The sequence below is a fragment of the Caballeronia sp. dw_276 genome (genome assembly GCF_018449635.1).
Lineage (GTDB): Bacteria > Pseudomonadota > Gammaproteobacteria > Burkholderiales > Burkholderiaceae > Caballeronia.
This window is the reverse complement of sequence record NZ_JAAVUV010000003.1, coordinates 136,038-155,660: the sequence shown is the minus strand read 5'-3', so window position 1 is coordinate 155,660 and position 19,623 is coordinate 136,038. Positions and strand designations below refer to the sequence as shown.

General features: G+C 60.9%; 19 protein-coding genes. 11 read left to right on the top strand and 8 right to left on the bottom strand.

All coding sequences use genetic code 11. The features are described from left to right. Positions 1-33 precede the first annotated feature (33 nt). On the bottom strand, positions 34-1,005 hold the full coding sequence (hslO, locus tag HB633_RS06610; protein WP_346730278.1) for an Hsp33 family molecular chaperone HslO: 972 nt from the start codon (positions 1,003-1,005) through the stop codon (positions 34-36). A gap of 44 nt (positions 1,006-1,049) precedes the next feature. Continuing rightward, a complete protein-coding gene (locus HB633_RS06605) occupies positions 1,050-1,574 on the bottom strand; it encodes a gamma carbonic anhydrase family protein (protein WP_213777333.1) in 525 nt (174 codons plus the stop codon). Positions 1,575-1,851: 277 nt separating this feature from the next. Here HB633_RS06605 and HB633_RS06600 point away from each other — a divergent pair, with 277 nt between their 5' ends. The 10 genes from HB633_RS06600 (at position 1,852) to HB633_RS06555 (ending at position 10,985) form a co-directional block, all read left to right on the top strand. Continuing rightward, a complete protein-coding gene (locus tag HB633_RS06600; protein ID WP_213777332.1) occupies positions 1,852-2,709 on the top strand; it encodes a ferritin-like domain-containing protein in 858 nt (285 codons plus the stop codon). After that, positions 2,706-3,593, top strand: coding sequence for an alpha/beta hydrolase (locus HB633_RS06595; RefSeq protein WP_213777331.1), 888 nt, complete (start codon positions 2,706-2,708; stop codon positions 3,591-3,593). Before HB633_RS06600 ends, HB633_RS06595 begins: the two co-directional genes overlap by 4 nt. 52 nt (positions 3,594-3,645) lie before the next feature. Next, the gene (locus tag HB633_RS06590; RefSeq protein WP_213777330.1) at positions 3,646-4,476 is read left to right on the top strand and encodes a 3',5'-nucleoside bisphosphate phosphatase; all 831 of its coding nucleotides are present in this window, start codon (positions 3,646-3,648) and stop codon (positions 4,474-4,476) included. 163 nt (positions 4,477-4,639) lie between these two features. Then, positions 4,640-5,278, top strand: a complete 639-nt coding sequence (locus HB633_RS06585; RefSeq protein WP_213777329.1) for an L-threonylcarbamoyladenylate synthase — start codon at positions 4,640-4,642, stop codon at positions 5,276-5,278. Between the two features lie 171 nt (positions 5,279-5,449). After that, positions 5,450-6,115: a site-2 protease family protein gene (locus HB633_RS06580; protein WP_061999079.1), complete on the top strand. Its 666-nt coding sequence runs from the start codon at positions 5,450-5,452 to the stop codon at positions 6,113-6,115. 4 nt (positions 6,116-6,119) lie between these two features. Continuing rightward, the gene (locus HB633_RS06575) at positions 6,120-7,322 is read left to right on the top strand and encodes a tryptophan--tRNA ligase (protein WP_213777328.1); all 1,203 of its coding nucleotides are present in this window, start codon (positions 6,120-6,122) and stop codon (positions 7,320-7,322) included. Positions 7,323-7,333: 11 nt separating this feature from the next. After that, complete coding sequence (locus HB633_RS06570) at positions 7,334-7,942, top strand: class I SAM-dependent methyltransferase (RefSeq protein WP_213777327.1); 609 nt, start codon at positions 7,334-7,336, stop codon at positions 7,940-7,942. A 42-nt stretch (positions 7,943-7,984) separates the two neighbouring features. After that, complete coding sequence (dapA, locus tag HB633_RS06565; protein WP_213777326.1) at positions 7,985-8,890, top strand: 4-hydroxy-tetrahydrodipicolinate synthase; 906 nt, start codon at positions 7,985-7,987, stop codon at positions 8,888-8,890. Between the two features lie 168 nt (positions 8,891-9,058). Beyond that, complete coding sequence (gene bamC, locus HB633_RS06560; RefSeq protein WP_213777325.1) at positions 9,059-10,201, top strand: outer membrane protein assembly factor BamC; 1,143 nt, start codon at positions 9,059-9,061, stop codon at positions 10,199-10,201. A gap of 10 nt (positions 10,202-10,211) precedes the next feature. Then, complete coding sequence (locus tag HB633_RS06555; RefSeq protein ID WP_213777324.1) at positions 10,212-10,985, top strand: MBL fold metallo-hydrolase; 774 nt, start codon at positions 10,212-10,214, stop codon at positions 10,983-10,985. Positions 10,986-11,168: 183 nt separating this feature from the next. Here HB633_RS06555 and HB633_RS06550 read toward each other — a convergent pair whose 3' ends face one another. Together HB633_RS06550 and HB633_RS06545 are read right to left on the bottom strand one after the other, a co-directional pair. Continuing rightward, on the bottom strand, positions 11,169-11,432 hold the full coding sequence (locus HB633_RS06550) for a hypothetical protein (RefSeq protein WP_075360448.1): 264 nt from the start codon (positions 11,430-11,432) through the stop codon (positions 11,169-11,171). A 244-nt stretch (positions 11,433-11,676) separates the two neighbouring features. Then, a complete protein-coding gene (locus tag HB633_RS06545) occupies positions 11,677-12,798 on the bottom strand; it encodes a cupin domain-containing protein (protein WP_213777684.1) in 1,122 nt (373 codons plus the stop codon). A gap of 132 nt (positions 12,799-12,930) precedes the next feature. Here HB633_RS06545 and HB633_RS06540 point away from each other — a divergent pair, with 132 nt between their 5' ends. Further along, positions 12,931-13,470: a peptidylprolyl isomerase gene (locus HB633_RS06540; protein WP_213777323.1), complete on the top strand. Its 540-nt coding sequence runs from the start codon at positions 12,931-12,933 to the stop codon at positions 13,468-13,470. An 80-nt stretch (positions 13,471-13,550) separates the two neighbouring features. Here the strand turns inward: HB633_RS06540 and HB633_RS06535 are convergent, their stop codons facing one another. The 4 genes from HB633_RS06535 to lplT all read right to left on the bottom strand — a co-directional run bounded on the left by HB633_RS06535 (position 13,551) and on the right by lplT (position 19,555). Then, positions 13,551-14,834 carry a hypothetical protein gene (locus HB633_RS06535; RefSeq protein WP_213777322.1) on the bottom strand — a complete coding sequence of 428 codons (1,284 nt, stop codon included), beginning with the start codon at positions 14,832-14,834 and terminating at the stop codon, positions 13,551-13,553. Between the two features lie 37 nt (positions 14,835-14,871). After that, complete coding sequence (gene mutS, locus HB633_RS06530) at positions 14,872-17,496, bottom strand: DNA mismatch repair protein MutS (RefSeq protein WP_255580813.1); 2,625 nt, start codon at positions 17,494-17,496, stop codon at positions 14,872-14,874. Between the two features lie 280 nt (positions 17,497-17,776). Beyond that, positions 17,777-18,145, bottom strand: a complete 369-nt coding sequence (locus HB633_RS06525; RefSeq protein ID WP_213777320.1) for a DUF883 family protein — start codon at positions 18,143-18,145, stop codon at positions 17,777-17,779. Positions 18,146-18,256: 111 nt separating this feature from the next. After that, positions 18,257-19,555, bottom strand: a complete 1,299-nt coding sequence (lplT, locus tag HB633_RS06520) for a lysophospholipid transporter LplT (protein WP_213777319.1) — start codon at positions 19,553-19,555, stop codon at positions 18,257-18,259. Positions 19,556-19,623: the final 68 nt, after the last annotated feature.

Sequence of the window (19,623 nt, the reverse complement as noted above, 5' to 3'; positions counted from 1 at the left end):
ACAGACCACGGAAATCTGCTCGCGAGACGTCGATCAATGCCGCTGATCCGGCGCCGGGCTGACGCCTTGCGAGATTTCTCCCGCGACAAAAAGCTGTGCCACGTCCACGGGATCGAATTCGTAACGCTGATTGCAGAACTCGCAATGCACTTCCACGCTGCCACGTTCTTCGATCACGCTATCCACCTCTTCACGACCCAGCATTTTCAGCATGCCGCCCACTTTCTCTCGTGAGCACGTGCATTCGAACCGCGCCTGAGCCGGTTCGAAATGCTGCACGTTTTCCTGCCAGAAAAGTCGCTTGAACACCGTTTCCGGCTCCTCCTTCAGCAACTCCTCGTTCGACAGCGTGCCGCCGAGGTGGCACACGCGCTGCCAGGTATCGGCGTCGTGCTCGCCCGGATGCGGGACGATGCCCCCATCGCCCGGAAGCTTTTGCAGCAGCATGCCGACCGCGCGTTCGGTATTCGCCGCGAGCCACATGCGCGTGTCGAGCTGCTCGGAGTGATGCATATAGTGTTCCAGCACTTCGGCCATCGACGCGAGCGGCCCATGCTCACCGCTCAGCGGCACGATGCCCTGGTATGCCTGCTGGCCCGGCTGCTTGTCGCGCGGATCGAGCGTGATCACGCAACGGCCCTGGCCATTGCGGTTGAGCAGATCGGGGAGGGTCATGTCGTCGGTGATCGCGACGGCCGTTTCGCTCGCGCCTTTTATCGACTCGGCGAGCTTCGCCGTCGCGCGCAATGACAGGTCGGAATTGCATTGCACGACGAGCATCGTGACCGGTCCGTCGCCGTAGATCTGCATGATCAACGTGCCATCGAACTTGAGATTCGCCGAAAGCAGCGCGCACGCGGCCATCATTTCGCCAAGCACGTTGCGAACGGGCGCCGGATAGGAGCGCCGCGTCAGCACTTCCTGCCACGTATCGCGCAACGAGACGATCTCGCCGCGCACGGGCGCCGCGTTGAACATGAATTTTTGCAGCTGATCGTTAACCACGCTGGGGTCCTTTAATCGATGACGCGACGCGTCCGAAGCGGCTTTCAGCCGATCCGTACGAGCTGCGCTTTGTAATATTCGCGGCGTTCCACGTAACCACGTGTGCCTGCCTGGATCTTTGCAATATCCGCTTCCGTCAGTTCACGCACGGCTTTTGCGGGTGCGCCGAGGATCAGGGTGTTGTCGGGGAAAATCTTGCCTTCGGTGACCACGGCGCCTGCACCAACAAGACAATTGCGGCCAATTACCGCGCCATTCAAGACCACGGCCTGAATTCCGATGAGCGCGCCATCCTTGATCGTGCAGCCGTGCAGCATCGCTTGATGGCCGACCGTCACGTTCGCCTCAATGGTCAGCGGAAATCCTGGGTCCGTGTGGAGCACGGCGCCTTCCTGGATGTTGCTGCCGTGGCCGAGCACGATCGGTTCGTTGTCCGCGCGCAGCGATGCGCCGAACCAGACGCTGGAATCCTCTTCGAGCGTCACGCGGCCGATGATGGTCGCCGTATCGGCGACAAATACGCTTTCGTGGATGGTCGGGGCGGCATCGCCGAGTTTGTAGATTGCCACTGTGTCTCCTGGGGCTGGACGCAAGGTTGGGCGGCGGGCCTGGTGCCGCGGCGGACAGTACAATCGATCGAAAACGGGGTGCAAGCGATCGAGGACTGCCCGGTTCAAGCCATAGACTGCGGCCCCGGCCTGCTTCATGCCAATAAAATCAATAATCGGCGGGGCAAAAGCGCTATTTTAGCCGGTTGCAGCGAACCGCCGTGCGCCCGGAACGCAGAGGGCTGGATGGTCCAGTCCCCGCACGCAACGCAGATGCACTTCAAAACACTTGAGAATCATGTCCGATCAGCTCCATTTGTCCAGCTCGTTATCTAGTTCAGCCAGCGTCCGGCACGCTGCGCTCGCGCTGCTGCGAGAACGCGATCCATCGGCCAAGGCCCATGCCACGCAGCGTTTTTTCGACCGCATGCTGGCCATGGACATCACGCTCGGCTCCACCGCCGAGATCGCCGATCCGCTCGATCTCCCTGGGCGACCGGCCGCGCCGGAGCTGGTCGCGCCGTCGGCGTTGAAACGGCGCAGCATGCAGTCCGATGCCGGTCGCGCAGTGCTGTTGCACGCGCTTGCGCACATCGAATTCAACGCCATTAATCTGGCGCTCGACGCCGTCTGGCGGTTTCCATCGATGCCCGCGGCTTTTTACAGCGACTGGTTCAGGGTAGCGGCTGAAGAAGCAAAGCATTTTTCAATGCTGAGCGCGAGGCTGGCGGAATTCGGCCACGCATACGGCGATTTTCCGGCCCACGATGGCCTCTGGGAAATGGCCGAACGCACGCGCGGCGACGTGCTTGCGCGCATGGCGCTCGTGCCGCGCACGTTGGAGGCGCGCGGCCTGGATGCAGCGCCGCCGATCCGCCGGCGTCTGGCGCAGGCGGGTGACCATGCATCGGCGGCGATTCTGGACGTGATTCTCCACGATGAAATCGGTCACGTGCTCATCGGCAATCACTGGTTCCGGCATTTGTGCGACGAGGCCAACGCTGATCCGCACGCCACGTACGAAGCGCTCGCCGAGCGTTATCACGCGCCGAAGTTGCGCGGACCATTCAATTTCGAAGCGCGCCGCGATGCAGGTTTCGACGAAGCCGAATTGCGCGCGCTCGCAGGCCTAGACGCCGCCCAGGCTTCGCAATGAAAACGCCCACATCCGAATTCCTCACGACGCGCGGCACGCGCCTGCATGTACGCCGCTGGGGCTCGCCCAATGCGCCCATGCTCTTCATGGTGCACGGCTGGATGGACGTTTCCGCGTCGTTCCAGTTTGTCGTCGATGCACTTGCCGGTGATTGGCAGGTCGTCGCGCCCGATGCACGCGGTTTCGGTCTTTCGGACTGGCCGGTGGCCGAGGGCAAGAGTGGCCACTACTGGTTTCAGGACTATCTCGCCGATCTCGATGCCCTGATCGACCACTACGCGCCGCCTCGCGAGCGGGTGAACCTGGTCGGCCACAGCATGGGGGCGAACGTCGTTTGCCTGTACGCGGGCGTGCGGCCGGAGCGCGTGCGTCGCGTGGTCGATCTGGAGGGATTCGGGATGGCCGCGACACAAGCCGCCCGGGCGCCGGCACGTCTTGCGCAATGGCTGGACGATCTGCGCATGCCGCCCACGCTCAACACCTACGCCACGCTCGACGACGTCGCCCAGCGCCTGATTCGCACCAACCCGCGCTTGCCGCTCGCGAAGGCGCGGTTTCTGGCCGAACACTGGGCGAAGCCGGATGAAGAAGGCCGTTTCCACCTTCTGGCCGATCCCGCCCACAAACTTCGTGGACCTGTTTTGTATCGGCTGGAAGAGATTATGGCCATCTGGTCGAAGGTCCAGGCCAAGGTTTTGCATGTCGAAGCGCTCGGGTCGCCGACTTTGGCTGCGATTGCGGCTGACGTTCCCATCGATGAATTCAAGCAGCGTTTCACCGCTTTCCCGGACTGGCGCGAGGAATTCATCGATAACGCAAGCCACATGCTGCACCACGATCAACCGGAGCGTGTTGCAGCGCTGATCGAGGCGTTTTGCGGCTGAACCGCTTTGACGCGTTGCAGTAGAATGGGTTGATGACTCTAAAGTTCCGACGATGAACGCCGACCTGCATTGCCACTCCACCGTTTCCGATGGCCAACTCGCTCCGGCCGAGGTCGCTGCGCGTGCCCACGCAGGCGGCGTAACGTTGTGGTCGCTGACCGATCACGACCAGATCGGGGGGCAGCGCGAGGCACGCGAGGCGGCCCGGGCGCTTGGCATGGACTACGTTGGCGGTGTCGAAATTTCGGTTACGTGGGCGGGCCGCACGGTACACGTCGTTGGACTCAACGTGGATGCGGAATGCAAGGAACTGATTGATGGCCTTGCAGAGACGCGCAGCGGCCGGAGAGCCCGTGGTGAGGCCATCGGGCAAGCACTCGCCGGAATCGGCATTCCGGGCGCCTATGAAGGCGCACTGACCTACGTGAACGATCCGGCAATGATTTCGCGCACCCATTTCGCGCGTTTTCTGGTCGAGAAAGGCTATGCGGAGTCCACATCGGACGTGTTCTCCAAATATCTCGGGGACGGAAAGCCAGGTTTTGTCGGCCATCGATGGTCGAAACTTTCCGACGCCATGAAGTGGATCAAGGCTGCAGGCGGCGAGGCGGTGATTGCGCACCCGGGGCGCTACGACTTTTCGCAGGTCGAATTCGCCGCGCTCTTCGACGAATTCATCCAGCTTGGCGGCCGCGCCATCGAAGTGGTGACGGGCAGCCACACGCCGGATCAATATCGCGAATATGCGGACGTCGCACGCCGTTATGGCTTTTACGCGTCGCGCGGTTCGGATTTCCATGCGGCGGGCGAGGGGCGCATCGACCTTGGCCAGTTGCCGCCGCTTCCTGCCGACCTCAAGCCTGTCTGGGAATGCCTGCGCTGAGCCAGCGCGCCGCGTCTCGCATGATCCTTGCGGAAAACCTGGCGCACGCGGCGCCGTTTGTCGCGCAATGGCGTTCATTTGCGGGTATTCTGCCGAGTTCGCATTGGAAGCCTCGGGCAAACCGACCCACTACGCGTCGGGCAACTTTTCAAGTCCTCCGGTCATGTCTCAGTTCTTTCGCATTCACCCGGATAATCCGCAGCCGCGACTGATCAATCAGGCGGTGCAGATCATCAACGATGGCGGCATCGTCGCGTTGCCGACCGATTCGAGTTACGCACTGGCTTGTCATCTCGATGACAAGGACGCCGTCGAGCGCATCCGCCGCATTCGCGGGCTCGACGAGAAACAACTGCTTTCGCTGCTGGTACGGGATTTATCGGAGCTATCGAACTTTGCGATCGTCGATAACCGGAACTATCGTCTGATCAAATCCGTCACGCCGGGGCCCTACGTGTTCGTGCTGCAGGCGACGAAGGAAGTCCCGCGGCGCCTTTCGCATCCGTCGCGCAAGACAATCGGCCTGCGCGTGCCGAATCACGCAATCACGCTGGCGCTACTCGAGGCGCTCGGCCAGCCGCTGCTCGGCTCGACGTTGATCATGCCGGGCGACACGCATCCGCTCAACGACGCCGAAGAAATCCGCGAAAAGCTGGAAAAACAGATCGATCTCGTAATCGATGCCGGCGCGTGCCCGATGGAACCCTCGACCGTGATCGACCTGACGGGCGAGGAACCGGTTCTCGTGCGTCCGGGGCTCGGCAGCCTGGAGCCGTTCGGGCTCACCGCTGACAGCGCTTGATGACAGCGCTTCATGACATCGTCCAGCAACATTTCCATCGCCTGATTTTCCGCGATGACACAATAGAACGAAGCGCGGGCACGAGTGCAGAGGACATTGCGCAAAAGCCCGCGAACGCTCGCAATCACCCGCCATGAGTGGCGCCACAACTGCTTGATACAATAGCGAGCTATGGATTCCTCCCTGATACAAACCATCGCGGTCTACGCGCTCCCCGTGATCTTCGCGATCACGCTGCACGAGGCCGCGCATGGCTACGCAGCCCGCCTACTGGGCGACAACACGGCTTACGTGCTCGGGCGCGTTTCGCTCAACCCGATGCGGCACATCGATCCTATCGGCACGCTGGCGATTCCATTGGTGCTGTATTTCGTCACGAGCGGCGCGTTCATGTTCGGGTACGCAAAACCGGTTCCGGTTGCGTTCGGCAATCTGCGCAATCCTCGCTGGGGCAGCCTGTGGGTCGCGGCAGCCGGCCCGGCCAGCAACTTCGCGCAGGCGTTGATCTGGGGCGTGATTGCCGTGCTGCTCGCAGCGTTCAACGTCAACGAACCGTTTTTGACGCGCATGGCCGCGGCCGGCGTGGGCGTGAATCTCGTGCTCGGCGTGCTCAACCTGTTTCCCTTGCCGCCGCTCGACGGCGGCCGTGTGCTGATGGCGTTGCTGCCGGTGCGCGCATCGATCATGTTGTCGCGGCTCGAGCCGTACGGATTTTTCATCGTGATGGCGCTGGTCATGACCGGCACCCTGACGCGTTTCTGGCTCGGACCGCTGGTGAGCGCCGGGTACGTCGCGGTGTCGGCCGTCTTGAATCCCCTTGCTTCGCTTTTCCAATAAAACCATGTTCCCTGACCGTATCTTCTCTGGCATGCGGCCTACCGGCTCGCTGCATCTAGGCCACTATCACGGCGTGCTCAAGAACTGGGTGCGGCTGCAGTCCGAATACCCGTGCTTTTTCGCGGTCGTCGACTGGCACGCACTGACGACGCACTATGAAACGCCCGAGGTGATCGAGAAGAACGTATGGGAAGTGCTGATCGACTGGCTCGCGTCCGGCATCGATCCGGCGCAGGCCACGCTTTTCATCCAGAGCCGCGTGCCTGAACATGCCGAGCTCGCGCTCTTGCTCGGCATGGGGACGCCGCTCGGCTGGCTTGAACGCGTGCCGACCTATAAAGAGCAGATCGAGAAGCTGAAGGAAAAGGATCTGACCACGTACGGTTTTCTCGGTTATCCGGTGCTGATGGCCGCGGACATTTTGTTGTATCGCGCGTCGCTCGTGCCGGTGGGCGAAGACCAGGTGCCGCACGTCGAGATGACGCGTGAAATCGCGCGGCGCTTCAACTATCTTTATGGACGTGAGGCGGATTTCGAAGAGAAGGCGCTCGATGCCGCCAAGAAACTCGGTGGCAAGCGCTCGAAGCTTTATCACGAGTTGCGCGTCGCGTATCAGCAAGAGGGTGACGACGAAGCGCTCGAACAAGCGCGCGCGATGTTGCAGGAATCGCAGAGCTTGTCCATGAACGATCGCGAGCGCCTTTTCGGTTATCTGGAAGGCGCGCGCAAGATCATCTTGGTCGAGCCGCAAGTGCTGCTGACCGAAGCGTCGCGCATGCCCGGCCTCGATGGCGCCAAGATGTCGAAGTCGTATGGCAACACCATCGGCTTGCGCGAAGACGCCGAAAGCATTACCAAGAAAGTGCGCACCATGCCGACCGATCCGGCGCGCGTTCGCCGCACCGATCCGGGCGATCCGGACAAATGCCCGGTATGGCAGCTGCATCAGGTCTACACCGACGAAGCCACGCACGAGTGGGTGCAAAAGGGTTGCCGCACCGCGGGAATCGGTTGCCTCGAATGCAAGCAGCCGGTGATCGAAGGAATCTTGCGCGAGCAGCAGCCCATGCTCGAGCGCGCGCAAAAGTACATGGACGATCCTTCGCTGCTGCGCGCCATCGTCGCGGACGGTTGCGACAAGGCGCGCAAGTTCGCCGTTGAAACCATGCGCGAAGTTCGCGACGCCATGGGCCTCTCCTACAACTGAAGCACCGGGTGATGTCGACTTCCGCGCCGCACACGCCACCGACGACCGCCAGCGAGTGGATCGAGCAATGGTCGCATCTGGTGGAAAAAGGCGGCGCGGTGCTCGACGTCGCTGCCGGCAACGGCCGTCATTCGCGCTATTTTGCGTCGCGGGGACATGACGTTCTGGCGCTGGATCGCGATGAAACGGCGCTCGCCAATCTCGCTGCTCTGCAGCAGGTGAGCACGCGCTGCGCCGATCTGGAAAATGCGGCGTGGCCGTTGCGCGATGACGAAAAGTTCGCCGCCGTGGTGGTGACGAATTACCTTCACCGGCCGCTGTTTCCCTTTCTTTTTCGCGCCCTCGCGCCGGGTGGCGTGCTGATTTACGAAACCTTCGCGGCGGGCAACGCGCAGTTTGGCAAGCCGTCGAATCCGGCGTTCTTGCTCAATACCGGCGAACTGCTCGACGCGGTTCGCCCGCGCTTGCGAGTCATCGCTTATCAGGATGGTTTTATTAGCGTGCCGCGTGCATCCTGCGTGCAGCGCATTTGCGCTGTAGCCGAGCCGGCTCCGCTGTCTTCAGGCCTTACGGACCGTAACAATGCCGCAACCCCGGATCGTTACGTTCTGCAGGGCTAATCCGCTACAATCGCAGTTTCCGACCAATTTCCATAGCGTTTCATGACAAACGGAACACACGGCGGCATCCAGATCCGCGGCAGCATTCCTGCCATCGTCACCCCGATGCACGAGGACGGTAGTCTCGATCTGCCGGCGTTTCGAAAACTGATCGACTGGCACGTCGAAGAGGGCTCGAACGGGCTCGTGGTCGTCGGCACCAGCGGTGAATCGGCAACGCTCTCCGTGGAAGAGCACGTGCTGATGGTGAAAACCGCCGTCGAACATACGGCGAAGCGCTTCCCGATCATCGCAGGCGCGGGCGGCAATTCCACATCGGAAGCCGTCGAACTGGCGCGCGCCGCGAAAGAAGTCGGCGCAGACGCTACGTTGCAAGTGGTTCCTTACTACAACAAGCCCACGCAGGAAGGCATGTACCAGCACTTCCGCAAGATCGCGGAATCTGTTGATCTGCCCGTGATCCTGTACAACGTGCCGGGCCGTACCGTTGCCGACATGAATCACGACACCGTGATTCGCCTGGCGAGCGTGCCGGGGATCATCGGCGTGAAGGAAGCAACGGGCAACATCGATCGTGCGGCGAATCTGATCAAGGAAGCACCTGAACATTTCGCCATTTACAGCGGCGACGATCCGACCGCCATCGCGCTGATGCTGCTCGGTGGCCACGGCAACATCTCGGTGACCGCGAACGTCGCACCACGCGCCATGAGCGAACTCTGCCGCGCGGCGCTCGCTGGCGACGCCATCACGGCCCGCAAGATTCATCTGAGCCTGTTGTCCCTGCACAAAAACATGTTTTGCGAATCGAATCCGATTCCCGCGAAGTGGGCGCTTACCGCGCTTGGCCGCATGGAAAGCGGGATTCGCCTGCCGCTGACGCCGCTCGACGCGCGATATCACGATGTAGTGCGTGATGCGTTGCGCGAAACAGGGCTTTTGGCCTGACTTACCGAGAGGCGAATGCGCTTGGAGATCACGCGTATTCGCCTGTTTGCAGTGCATCCCGGCCGCGCTACCGTTCGGCCAGCCAGCGAGTGTCATCAACCCGTCGTTCATCGACCCGTTCCCGGCTTAGCTTCCAGGCAACGCGCATTCAGCATCACGAAGGACCTCATGAAACGTTCCGCCTTATTCAATAACGCTCGCAGCCTGGGCGTGCTGTCGCTTGGAATCGGCACGCTTATCTCGCTTGCCGGTTGTGACACGTTGAACGACTGGCTTGCGCCGGATCGTGTGAACTACAAGGGTGCTGAAACGGCGCCTTCGCTCGCCGTGCCATCGGATCTGACCACGGGCGACATCAGCCAGCGTTACGCAGCACCGCCCAAGTTGAACTCGCTCGGCGGCGCTGCGCCCCGTTCGCTGACGCCGGCAGGCAACGCAACGGTTGGCTTGCCGACGCCGCAAGACCCGTTCGGCATGCACGTGGAACGTGACGGCGATCGCCGCTGGCTCGTGGTCGACGGACGTTCGCCCGACCAGCTCTGGCCGCAGTTGCAGGAGTTCTGGGAAGAGAATGGTTTCACGCTCAAGACCGATGCGCCGTCCACTGGCATCATGTCCACCGACTGGGCTGAAAACCGCGCGAACATTCCGGACGACTGGTTCAGAAAGAGCGTGGGCAAGCTGATCGACTTTGCGTATTCATCGGGTACACGCGACCAGTTTCGCACGCTGGTCGAACGTGGTTCGAACAACTCCACGGACATCTCGATCAGCCACAGCGCAATGGAAGAAGTGCTGACCGGCCAGGACAAGACATCGTCCAAATGGGAAGAGCGTCCGCGCAACCCGGCGCTCGAAGCGGCGTTCCTCGCCAAGCTGATGGAAAAGTTTGGTCTTACCGACGCACAAGCCAAGCAATTGCTGACCGATGCACGTCCGGCCGAGCCGGCGGTCGCGCTGGATCAATCGGGCGGCACGTCCACGCTCGACATTTCCGAGCCGTTCGATCGCGCCTGGTTGCGTGTGGGCCTGGCGCTCGACCGCACGAACTTCACCGTGGATAACCGCGACCGCGCGAAGGGCGTGTACTACGTGCGTTTCTCCGATTCCATGGCCGAGCTGAAGAAGGAAGGGCTGCTTGGCAAGTTGTTCAGCGGCGGCACGCCGAAGCCATCGCGCGAATTCATGGTCAATGTGCGTCCGAAGGCCGACGCGCTGACGCAGATCGCCGTGGTCGATGCCAACGGCCAGGTCGATACATCGACCGATGCTCAGCGCATTGTCGCGTTGCTGCATGCGCAGTTGAACTAGGTTCTCGCCAATGCGCTTTGCCAGTCTCGGCAGTGGCAGTGAAGGCAACGCACTGCTGGTCGAGTCGACGAGCGGCACGACCACCACGCGCGTGCTGCTGGACTGTGGTTTCTCGGCCAAGGAAGTCGAGCGGCGCCTGGCGCGGCTCGACGTTCGCCCCGATCAGCTCGATGCCATTTTCATCACGCACGAGCATACAGATCACATCGGCGGCGCGCTGACGCTGGCGCGTAAATGGTCCATTCCGTTGCACATGAGCTGGGGCACGGCGCGCGCGGTAGGCGCCGACGACGCGCCCGTCGATCTTCACGTGCTCTGGGGCGACGAGAGCGTCGCTGTGGGCAATCTTCATGTGTTGCCCTACACAGTCCCGCACGACGCACGCGAACCCCTCCAGTACGTGTTTTCTGACGGCGCACGCCGCTTGGGCGTCCTGACGGACGTAGGCGTTGCCACACCGCATATCACCAGCACGTTAAGTGGTTGCGACGCGCTGGTGCTCGAATCCAACCATGACGTAGAGATGCTCGCCACCAGCCGGTATCCGGCGTCGTTGAAGGCGCGCATCAGCGGCATGCATGGGCATCTGAACAACGATGCAGCGGCGGCCATTCTCGCGTCGCTGGATCGATCGAAGTTGCGCCATCTGGTCGCCGCGCATTTGAGCCAGCAGAACAACTTGCCCGAGCTGGCGCAGGCGGCGCTGGCCGCCGTACTGGGCGCCACAGCGGCCGACGTGATGGTCGCGACGCAAGCCGATGGCTTCGCCTGGTTATCCCTCTGACCGTCTCGCGTAATCTGCGCGCGAGACAGTCGAATTCACAAGCAATAGACGTAAAAAAACCGGCCCGAGGGCCGGTTTTTTCGTAAGCCTACAAAATCAACCTTGTGGGCTTACTGCGGAGGCTTCGTTTCCTGCTAGATGAAACACGCTCACGAGCGGGAAACTAGGCCTCTGACTGAATGCTTACTGGCTCGCGCCCGAAGCAGCAGCAGCCGGAGCAGCAGCGTCCGATGCCGTTGCAGCAGCCGAAGCTGCGTCGCTTGCAGCAGCCGTAGCGCTCGATGCTGCGTCCGTTGCGGAAGCCGCAGCGTCCGAAGCAGCAGCTGCCGGTGCCGAAGCAGCCGACGTATCGCTAGCAGCGCCCGGAGCAGCCGTATCGCTAGACTTGTTGCATGCAGCAAGAGCAACAGCAGCCAACAGGGATGCTACGAGGAGAGATTTCTTCATGATCACGTCCTTTTATGGTTAAAGGTAAGCAACAGCGCAAAGTACCGGTAATGTGTGCTCCAACACCGACCCGGGCCGTTGTGGACTCACATTATGTATGGTTGTGAGACTTCCTACGGCTTGGGCGGAAATTATATGCACTTTCGTACTGACCGTCGATAAATGCAGGGACAATACGTTGTCTTTCTCATACATTTCATCAGCCTGCGATAACAACCCGGCGAACGACAAGACCAAAACAACGCTAGGCGTTCGCGTCGACTTGAATCCAGCCCGCACAATACCACTCGTGCAGTAGCACTGTCATTGACGATTCTCCAGAGAGTGTTACAAACCGTTTCCCCTCCAGATATCGCTTATCGGCCAGTTCAGGCAACCATTTTCTGGCTTTCGGCGACATTAATTCGCGTTCACCGTTGAGAAAATAAGCGTGCTTGTCATAAAGCAGCACAGTTTTTTTATCGAGCTTCAATCCGGACTGCTTCGCACGCTCGATAAACCGCTTTTCATTCAAAGGACGTTGCGGCGGGTCAAATACGACATTCGCTTTTGGTTCGCTCAAATAAGTCCCGAGAAAACCAGCAACGTCCTTTTCATTCCATTCAATGTTCGCAAGGATCGCGCCTACCCGCTCGATCAAAAGGGGCGGCAATTGTGCAGGGTTGGTGACCGCCGGCTGCGCGGGATCCCGATATCGCAGGTCGCCTTTGCCGCGGCTGCCGGAGATGTCCTCCATGCGTTCGGCCAGGTAATACAGGAATTGCCCTGACAGCTCGGCGGCGGATGGCGCCCGAAAGCCGATTGAACACGTCATGCACTCGCCTTCAGCCACGCCGTCATGCGCGATATGCGGCGGCAGGTACAGCATGTCGCCGGGTTCGAGCACCCATTCCTCATCGGCTTCGAAGTGCTGTAAAACTTTCAACGGCAACCCCTCTTTTAGCGAGAGATCGCGCTGCGCGCCGAAGCGCCAACGGCGCTTGCCATGGACTTGCAGCAGGAAGACGTCGTAGGAATCGAAATGCGCGCCGACGCCGCCGCCGTCTGTTGCGTACGAGATCATCAGGTCGTCGAGGCGCGCATCAGGGATGAAACGGAATCGGTCGAGCAACTCGCGGGCGCGGTCGTCGTGCAGGTTCACGCCTTGCACGAGTAATGTCCAGTCACGCTTTTTTACGGATGGCAATTCATCCGGCGCAAAAGGGCCGTGCTCCATTGCCCAGGATTGGCGAAAATGCGTGATCAAGCGCGACTCGGCGTCGTCGCTGTCGGCGAGTTCGAACAATTCGTCGCGCGACAGGGGCGCCTGAATGCCGGGAATCGCCTGACGGATCAGCAACGGCTTTTTCTGCCAGTACCGGCGCATGAATTGCGCGGGCGTGAGGCCACCAAGGAGGGTTGCAGTTTCGTCGGGAAGCGGCACCGCGAAGGGACTTAAGGGAACGTTAGGGGACCGCGCTGGCATCGTATAATTAAGGCTTGTATCTTGGAGAATCCAATGAAAATCGCAAAAGACACCGTCGTATCAGTCGCCTATAAGCTGTCTGACGCTCATGGCAACCTGATCGAGGAAAGCGACGAGCCGATGGTCTATCTGCACGGCGGCTATGATGGCACGTTCCCCAAGATCGAGGAAGCACTCGACGGTCAGGAAGCCGGCTATCAAACGCAATTGCAGCTGGAACCGCAAGACGCGTTCGGCGAGTACGATCCCGATCTCGTGAAGGTGGAGGCGCGTGGGCGTTTTCCCGAGCCGCTTGAAGTCGGCATGCAGTTCGAGGGCACGCCGGAAGATGGCGAAGACGAACTCGATTCGCTGATCTATACCGTGACCGATGTCGCGGAAGACAAGGTCGTGCTCGACGGCAATCATCCGCTTGCCGGCATGGCGCTGCGTTTCGCGCTGAATGTGCAGGAAGTGCGTGAAGCCACTGAAGACGAAAAAGAGCATCAACACGCACACGGGCTGGATGGCCTGGAAGTGCTCGACGAAGACGACGAAGATCCGGGCAAGGACGCGGGTCCTACCTTGCACTGAGGCGCTGTCGCTGGTGCTGAGTTGGGCACTGATGCAAAGTGGAACGAGGCGCAGGCAGGATGCTGCGCCTTTGTTTTATTTCATTGTCCAGTGGCAGGATTCGATGCACCGCTTGCCGGCGTTGTTGCATTCGACGGCGTGCTCAGGATCGGAGGCAAAGCTGGCGGCGGATTTGAATTGAGCAACGGCGGCATCTGAGGCGCGCTATTGGACGCCGCGCCATCACTCGCGGAGGCGGGTGCTGGATGTTGCTGCACCGGTTGCATCTGCTGGAAAAAGGATGACGGCCCTGGTGCGCCATTCTCCACGCCCGGCACAGACGACGCGGCCGGCGCCGATGCCTGGGATGCAAGCCCCTGAACCTGGGTATTCGGTCGGATGGTTACATCGCGGACACGGACACGAAAGGGCGGCCGCCAGTTCAGATCGGATTCGACTTCGAGCCATTGAGATTGCGGATTCTTCAATCCAATTGCGATTCGCGTCAGATTCGCCACGACGGCGCCCTTGTCATTGTGCAAGGGTTGATCGATACGAAATCCCTTGGCAATGGGCGTGCCGGAATTATGGATCACAATCATTGGACCCCGAAACGATTCTGCAGCTTTCACAAGACTGCGCTTGAGTTCGAGAAAGCCATCGCGTGATGTGTCGCCGCGCGAAAAACGCAGCCACGCGAAACGGTCGCGTCGTTCGTAACGCGCGAAGTCCGGATCGCCCTGAAGGATCACGACGACTGCGCGCATGTCGGCACGGCGCGCTGTTTCAACAGCGTGTTCGAGCCAGAACGCGTTGGCGACCGAGCGATCCTCGAACTCACCGTTGCGTCCACCGGCAGTCGAATAGTGGTTGTTCGGCGCGGGTGCGTTCAGGCCGATAAACGCAATGCCGTTCGCCTGCCATCGGACGTTTTCGCGGAACGGACGAAAGCGCGCGACATCGCTTTCGCGAATCACACTGATCGGCGTCTGGCCGAGGGAATTCGAGTCGCCGAAAAATAACTGGCGAATGAAGTCCAGGCGTTCGACCGGATCATAACTTCCCGCTTGCGAAATATTGCACGACGCCCAGTCGTTGCCGCCAGGCAGCAGGACCACAGGTTTGCGCGAACTGTCGAAGATCTGCTGGCGCGTGTTGTACAGCGTGTCGCGGCAAGGCTCTGCTTCGCTTTTGAGATTGCCGTCGTAGACGATGAACGAGGTATTGCGATCTCGTCCGATGGCATCGAGCATTTGCTGCAACGTGGCTTCGTCGGCAGGTTTGTTCACGACGTCGGATGCAATCGCGAAGCTCATGGATGTTGCTTCGGCGTACGCGGTCTGCATCGTGACGACGATGCATGCAACAGCGAATGCGCGCGACATGCGTCGCGCGCGGAGCCCATGAGCTTGAAACCCGCAGTTAGTGAGAGGCATCCGGAGCGTGCGACGCCAGCTCATGTAGTTCGTAGAGCAAATCGAGTGCATCTCGCGGACGCACGTCGTTTGGATCGATTGCGCGGAGGCGGTCGAGTGCCGGGTGGGGCGCGGCCGGTTCGTCGCGAGCTTCGATCTCGTTCGGATCGCCGATATCTGGCGGCGGCGCTGCGAACAGGTCGAACTGCGGCGACGCCTGACCGATGGACTGCTGCTCCAGATGCGCCAGGTGTTTTCTGGCCGCCTTGATCACTGCGGGGGGAACACCGGCAAGTTGCGCCACTTGCAAGCCGTAACTCTGGTTCGCAGGACCTTCGTTGACCGAATGCAGGAACACGATGCCGTGATCATGCTCGACCGCCGACAAATGCACGTTTGCGGCGTGCGCGAACTCGGCCGGCAACTGGGTCAACTCGAAATAATGCGTGGCGAACAGCGTATGGCAGCCGTTGTGCGAGAGCAGATGCCGTGCGATTGCCCAGGCGAGCGCGAGGCCGTCGAACGTGGATGTGCCGCGCCCGATCTCGTCCATCAGCACCAGGCTTGACGGCGTTGCGTCGTTGAGAATGGCTGCGGCTTCGGTCATCTCGACCATGAAAGTCGAGCGTCCGCCCGCGAGGTCGTCGGCTGCGCCAATGCGCGTGAAAATCCGGTCGATAGGACCAAAACTGGCGCGCTTGGCCGGCACATAACTGCCTACATAGGCGAGTAGCGCAATCAACGCCGTCTGGCGCATGAACGTTGATTTACCGCCCATGTTCGGGCCGGTGATCAGCAGCAGCTTGCGATCGGTGTTCAGGCAACAGTCATTGGCGATGAACTGCTCGACCTGCGCTTCCACAACGGGGTGCCGCCCTTGCTCGATATCGATGCCCGAGTCGTTCGCGAAATCCGGCGCGACCCAGTCGAGCGCGAGTGCGCGTTCGGCGAATGCGCTCAGCAGATCCAGTTCGGCGAGCGCTGCGGCAACACGCTGGCAATCGCCTATATGAGGCAACAACGTCTGCAGGAGCGCGTCATAGAGCATGCGTTCGCGGGCGAGCGCACGGTCCTGCGCGGACAACGCCTTGTCTTCAAATGTCTTCAACTCCGGCGTGATGTAGCGCTCGGCATTCTTGAGCGTCTGACGCCGCCGGTAGTCGTCCGGAACCTTGTCCGTCTGACCACGTGTGACTTCAATATAGAAGCCATGCACCTTGTTGTATTCGACGCGCAGGTTCGCGATTCCCGTGCGTGCGCGCTCACGCGTTTCCAGGTCGATCAGGAACTGGTCGCAGTTCTCAGAGATGTCGCGCAGTTCGTCGAGATCCGCGTCGTAACCGCGCGCGATCACGCCGCCGTCGCGAATCAGCACAGCGGGTTCCTTTGCGATTGCGCGGGTCAGCAACTCAAGACATTCTGGCGGCGGTTCGAGCGAGGCATCGATTCGATCCAGCCATGCTGCATGCACTTTGACCGGAGCCAGCCGTTCACGAAGCTGAGGCAGGGTGGCGAACGTGTCGCGCAGGCTCGAAAGATCGCGCGGGCGCGCCGAAAGCAATGCAAGCCTTCCCGTGATTCGTTCGATATCCGAAATCTGGCGCAGCGCCGAGCGCAGGCCATCGAGGCTTGCGCCAGGCGGTGCGTCGAGCAATGCGCCGATCGCGCGTTGCCGTCCTTGGGCTATGGCCGAATCGCGCGGCGGATGATGCAGCCAGTGACGCAGCAAACGGCTGCCCATGGTCGTGCAGCAGGTGTCGAGCAAAGAGCAAAGCGTAGGCGATTCCGTACCGCGCAGCGTTTCGGTCAATTCCAGATTGCGTCGAGTCGCCGGGTCCAGTCCAATGTACTCCGACTCGTACTCCACCTTCAGGCTGCGCACGTGCCGCAATTGCTGACCCTGGGTTGCGGCGGCGTAAAGCAGCAGTGCGCCAGCCGCGCCGCATGCGCAGGTCAGTGAGTGGGCGCCGAAACCGTCGAGGCCCGCGACGTCGAGTTGTTCGCACAACCGTTGCGTGCCGGAATCGATGTCGAAATGCCATGAAGGAACGCGCGTGGTCGCGCCGATGTTCGGCACCTGGAACGGCGCGTTCGTATCTGAAAACGAGTCGGCCATCAGCGTTTCCGCCGGACGGATTCTTTCGAGCGCGGCGCCAAGTTGATCGGGCGCAACTTCCGCGAGCCGCAACGCGCCGCTCGCAAGGTTGAGCCACGCAAGCCCGACGCTCGTTACAACACCGCGGCGGTTGTGGGCGGGACACAGCGCCAACAGGAAGACGTCGTTTTTGTCGGAGAGAAGGGCTGCGTCGGTGAGCGTGCCGGGTGTGACCACTCGCACGACCTTGCGCTCGACCGGTCCCTTCGATGTCGCCGGGTCACCGATCTGTTCGCAGATTGCGACCGACTCGCCGAGCTTCACGAGCTTGGCGAGGTATTGCTCGCACGAATGGTGCGGAATGCCGGCCATTTTGATCGGATTGCCACCCGATGCGCCGCGTTGCGTCAGGGTCAGGTCGAGCAGTCGAGAGGCTTTGACTGCATCGTCAAAGAAAAGCTCGTAGAAGTCGCCCATGCGATAAAACACGAGTGTGCCCGGATGTTCCGCCTTGATTCGCAGGTACTGCTGCATCATTGGAGTGTGATGCGACAGGTCGACCGTGGCAGCGGCATGGACGCTGTGCAGGTCGTGTGCGGAGGAGGAAACGGAGGTTTGAGTGCCCATCGTGATTGCTTGGATTTTGCGAATGTCTGAGGGCACGAGTGTACCGCGTCGGGCGCATGACGAACCTTTGGCCGGATGGCTAACGAGAGCCTCGAGTTGGGCGCGTTCGTCCGCGTCTTGCCCGGCGTCCTGACCGTTTACGCAAAAACGCCGGCAAGCCGGCGTTTTTGCTTTGGTCGTGCTTAAGCTTTTACGAACGTCCTGCCAGGAAGCCGACCAGCAGCGCCAGGCCCGCGACGGCGCCCAGCGTATGCCACGGCTTGTCGTGGACGAACTCGTCGGCGTAACCGGCAGCATCGTTCAGGCGACCCGCAATTGCCGAAGACGAGCCGTCGAATTGCGAGCGTGCGCTCTTCAGCTTGGCCTGCAGATCCTTGCGCAGCTGATCCACATTGACGTCTTTCGCATCGCGGATCGAACTGTCGAGCTCGTCGAGCAGTCCGCGCAACTGCGTGCTGGCCGAATCGACCACATCGCTTGCGCCACGCACGGCACGTTGGCCGACTTTGGCGGCGTCATTGATGTTGCTATCGAGTGTAGAACGTGTAAACAGACCCATTTGCAGCTCCTTTGACGTGTCCCTGGTTTGTTTCGATCCGCGCATTTCTGTCACGCGGCTCTCGATCGAACAGAGTTTGCAGCAAATACCGTTCCCGCACCCTGCGTTTTATCACTCTTCCACCAGCGCGCCAAGGTCTTCCGTTCGCTCGTTGCGGGCGTGGCGCCGCATTGCCAGGCCCATCATCAGGCAAATAAACACACCGAAGACCACGATGATCCATTCCACCGGCAGTTTGGTCGTAAGCAGGAGCGCATAGGCGCCGAGCATCGATAAAACCGCGAGATTCTGGTTGAAGTTCTGTACCGCGATCGATGCGCCTGCTGACAGCAACGTCGCCCCGCGATGTTGCAGGATCGCGTTCATCGGTACGATGAAAAATCCCGACAACGTGCCAAGCAGGATCATCAGCGGATAAGCGCCGAGAATGTAAAGCGGCACGAACAGCGGTCCGAGATGTACGCCGGAACCCGCGGGAAACAGGTCCTTGTTATAGAACGCCATGCAAATGGCGACGGCGCCGGTGATCAAGCCAACCGGCAGCACCTTGAGCGAACTGCGCAACGGTACCCACGCCGCCGCGGCGCTCGCGCCGATCGCAATGCCGAGCCCCGTCACACCTTGCAGCACCGCCGCCTTTGAGAGCGACAGGCCGAGATTGGCATCGGCCCATTTGAGGACGAGCAGTTGCAACGTGACAGCCGCGCCCCACAGCAACGTGGTTACCCACAACGCAATCTGCGCGAGCTTGTCGCCCCAAAGCACCTTGAAGGCATGCCTGAAATCGCCGACGAGCTTCGATGGTTCCTTCAGCCGGTTTTTGTAGCGCGCGCCGGTATCGGGAATGCCGATGTTGATGACGGCCGCAGCGGCGTACACGACCATCACCGCGAACATGGCGGCGTCGGCGGCCGAGCGGATCAGGACGAGGTGCGCCGCGCTCACGAAATGTTCGACGTACTGGCTGACCAGCGCGCCGCCGATCACCGTGCCGAGAATGGTCGAGCCGACAGTTGCAGACTCGAGCCACGCGTTTGCCGGGATCAGTTTTTCGGGTGGAAGCAGCTCGGTGAGAATGCCGTATTTGGCGGGTGAATACGCAGCGGCGCCCAGACCGACGACGCCGTACGCGATCATCGGATGCACGCCCAGGATCATCAGCGCGCAGCCGCCGGCCTTGAGGGCGTTGGAGATGAACATCACGTGGCGCTTTTGCATGGAATCCGCGAATGCACCAACAAACGGCGCAAGCAGCACGTATGAGATCGTGAAGAAAATCTGCAGCAGCGGCGTCACCCAGGACGCGGAGTGCATCACCGAGAGCATCGCGATGGCGGCAATCAGCAGCGCGTTGTCGGCAAGCGACGACACGAATTGCGCGGCGATGATCGTATAAAAGCCTTTTTTCATGTGTCGGGCAGGGCGGCAGCAAGAAGGTAAGGAAGTGCCGCGAGCGGCCAGACCGGACACTGTAGCGG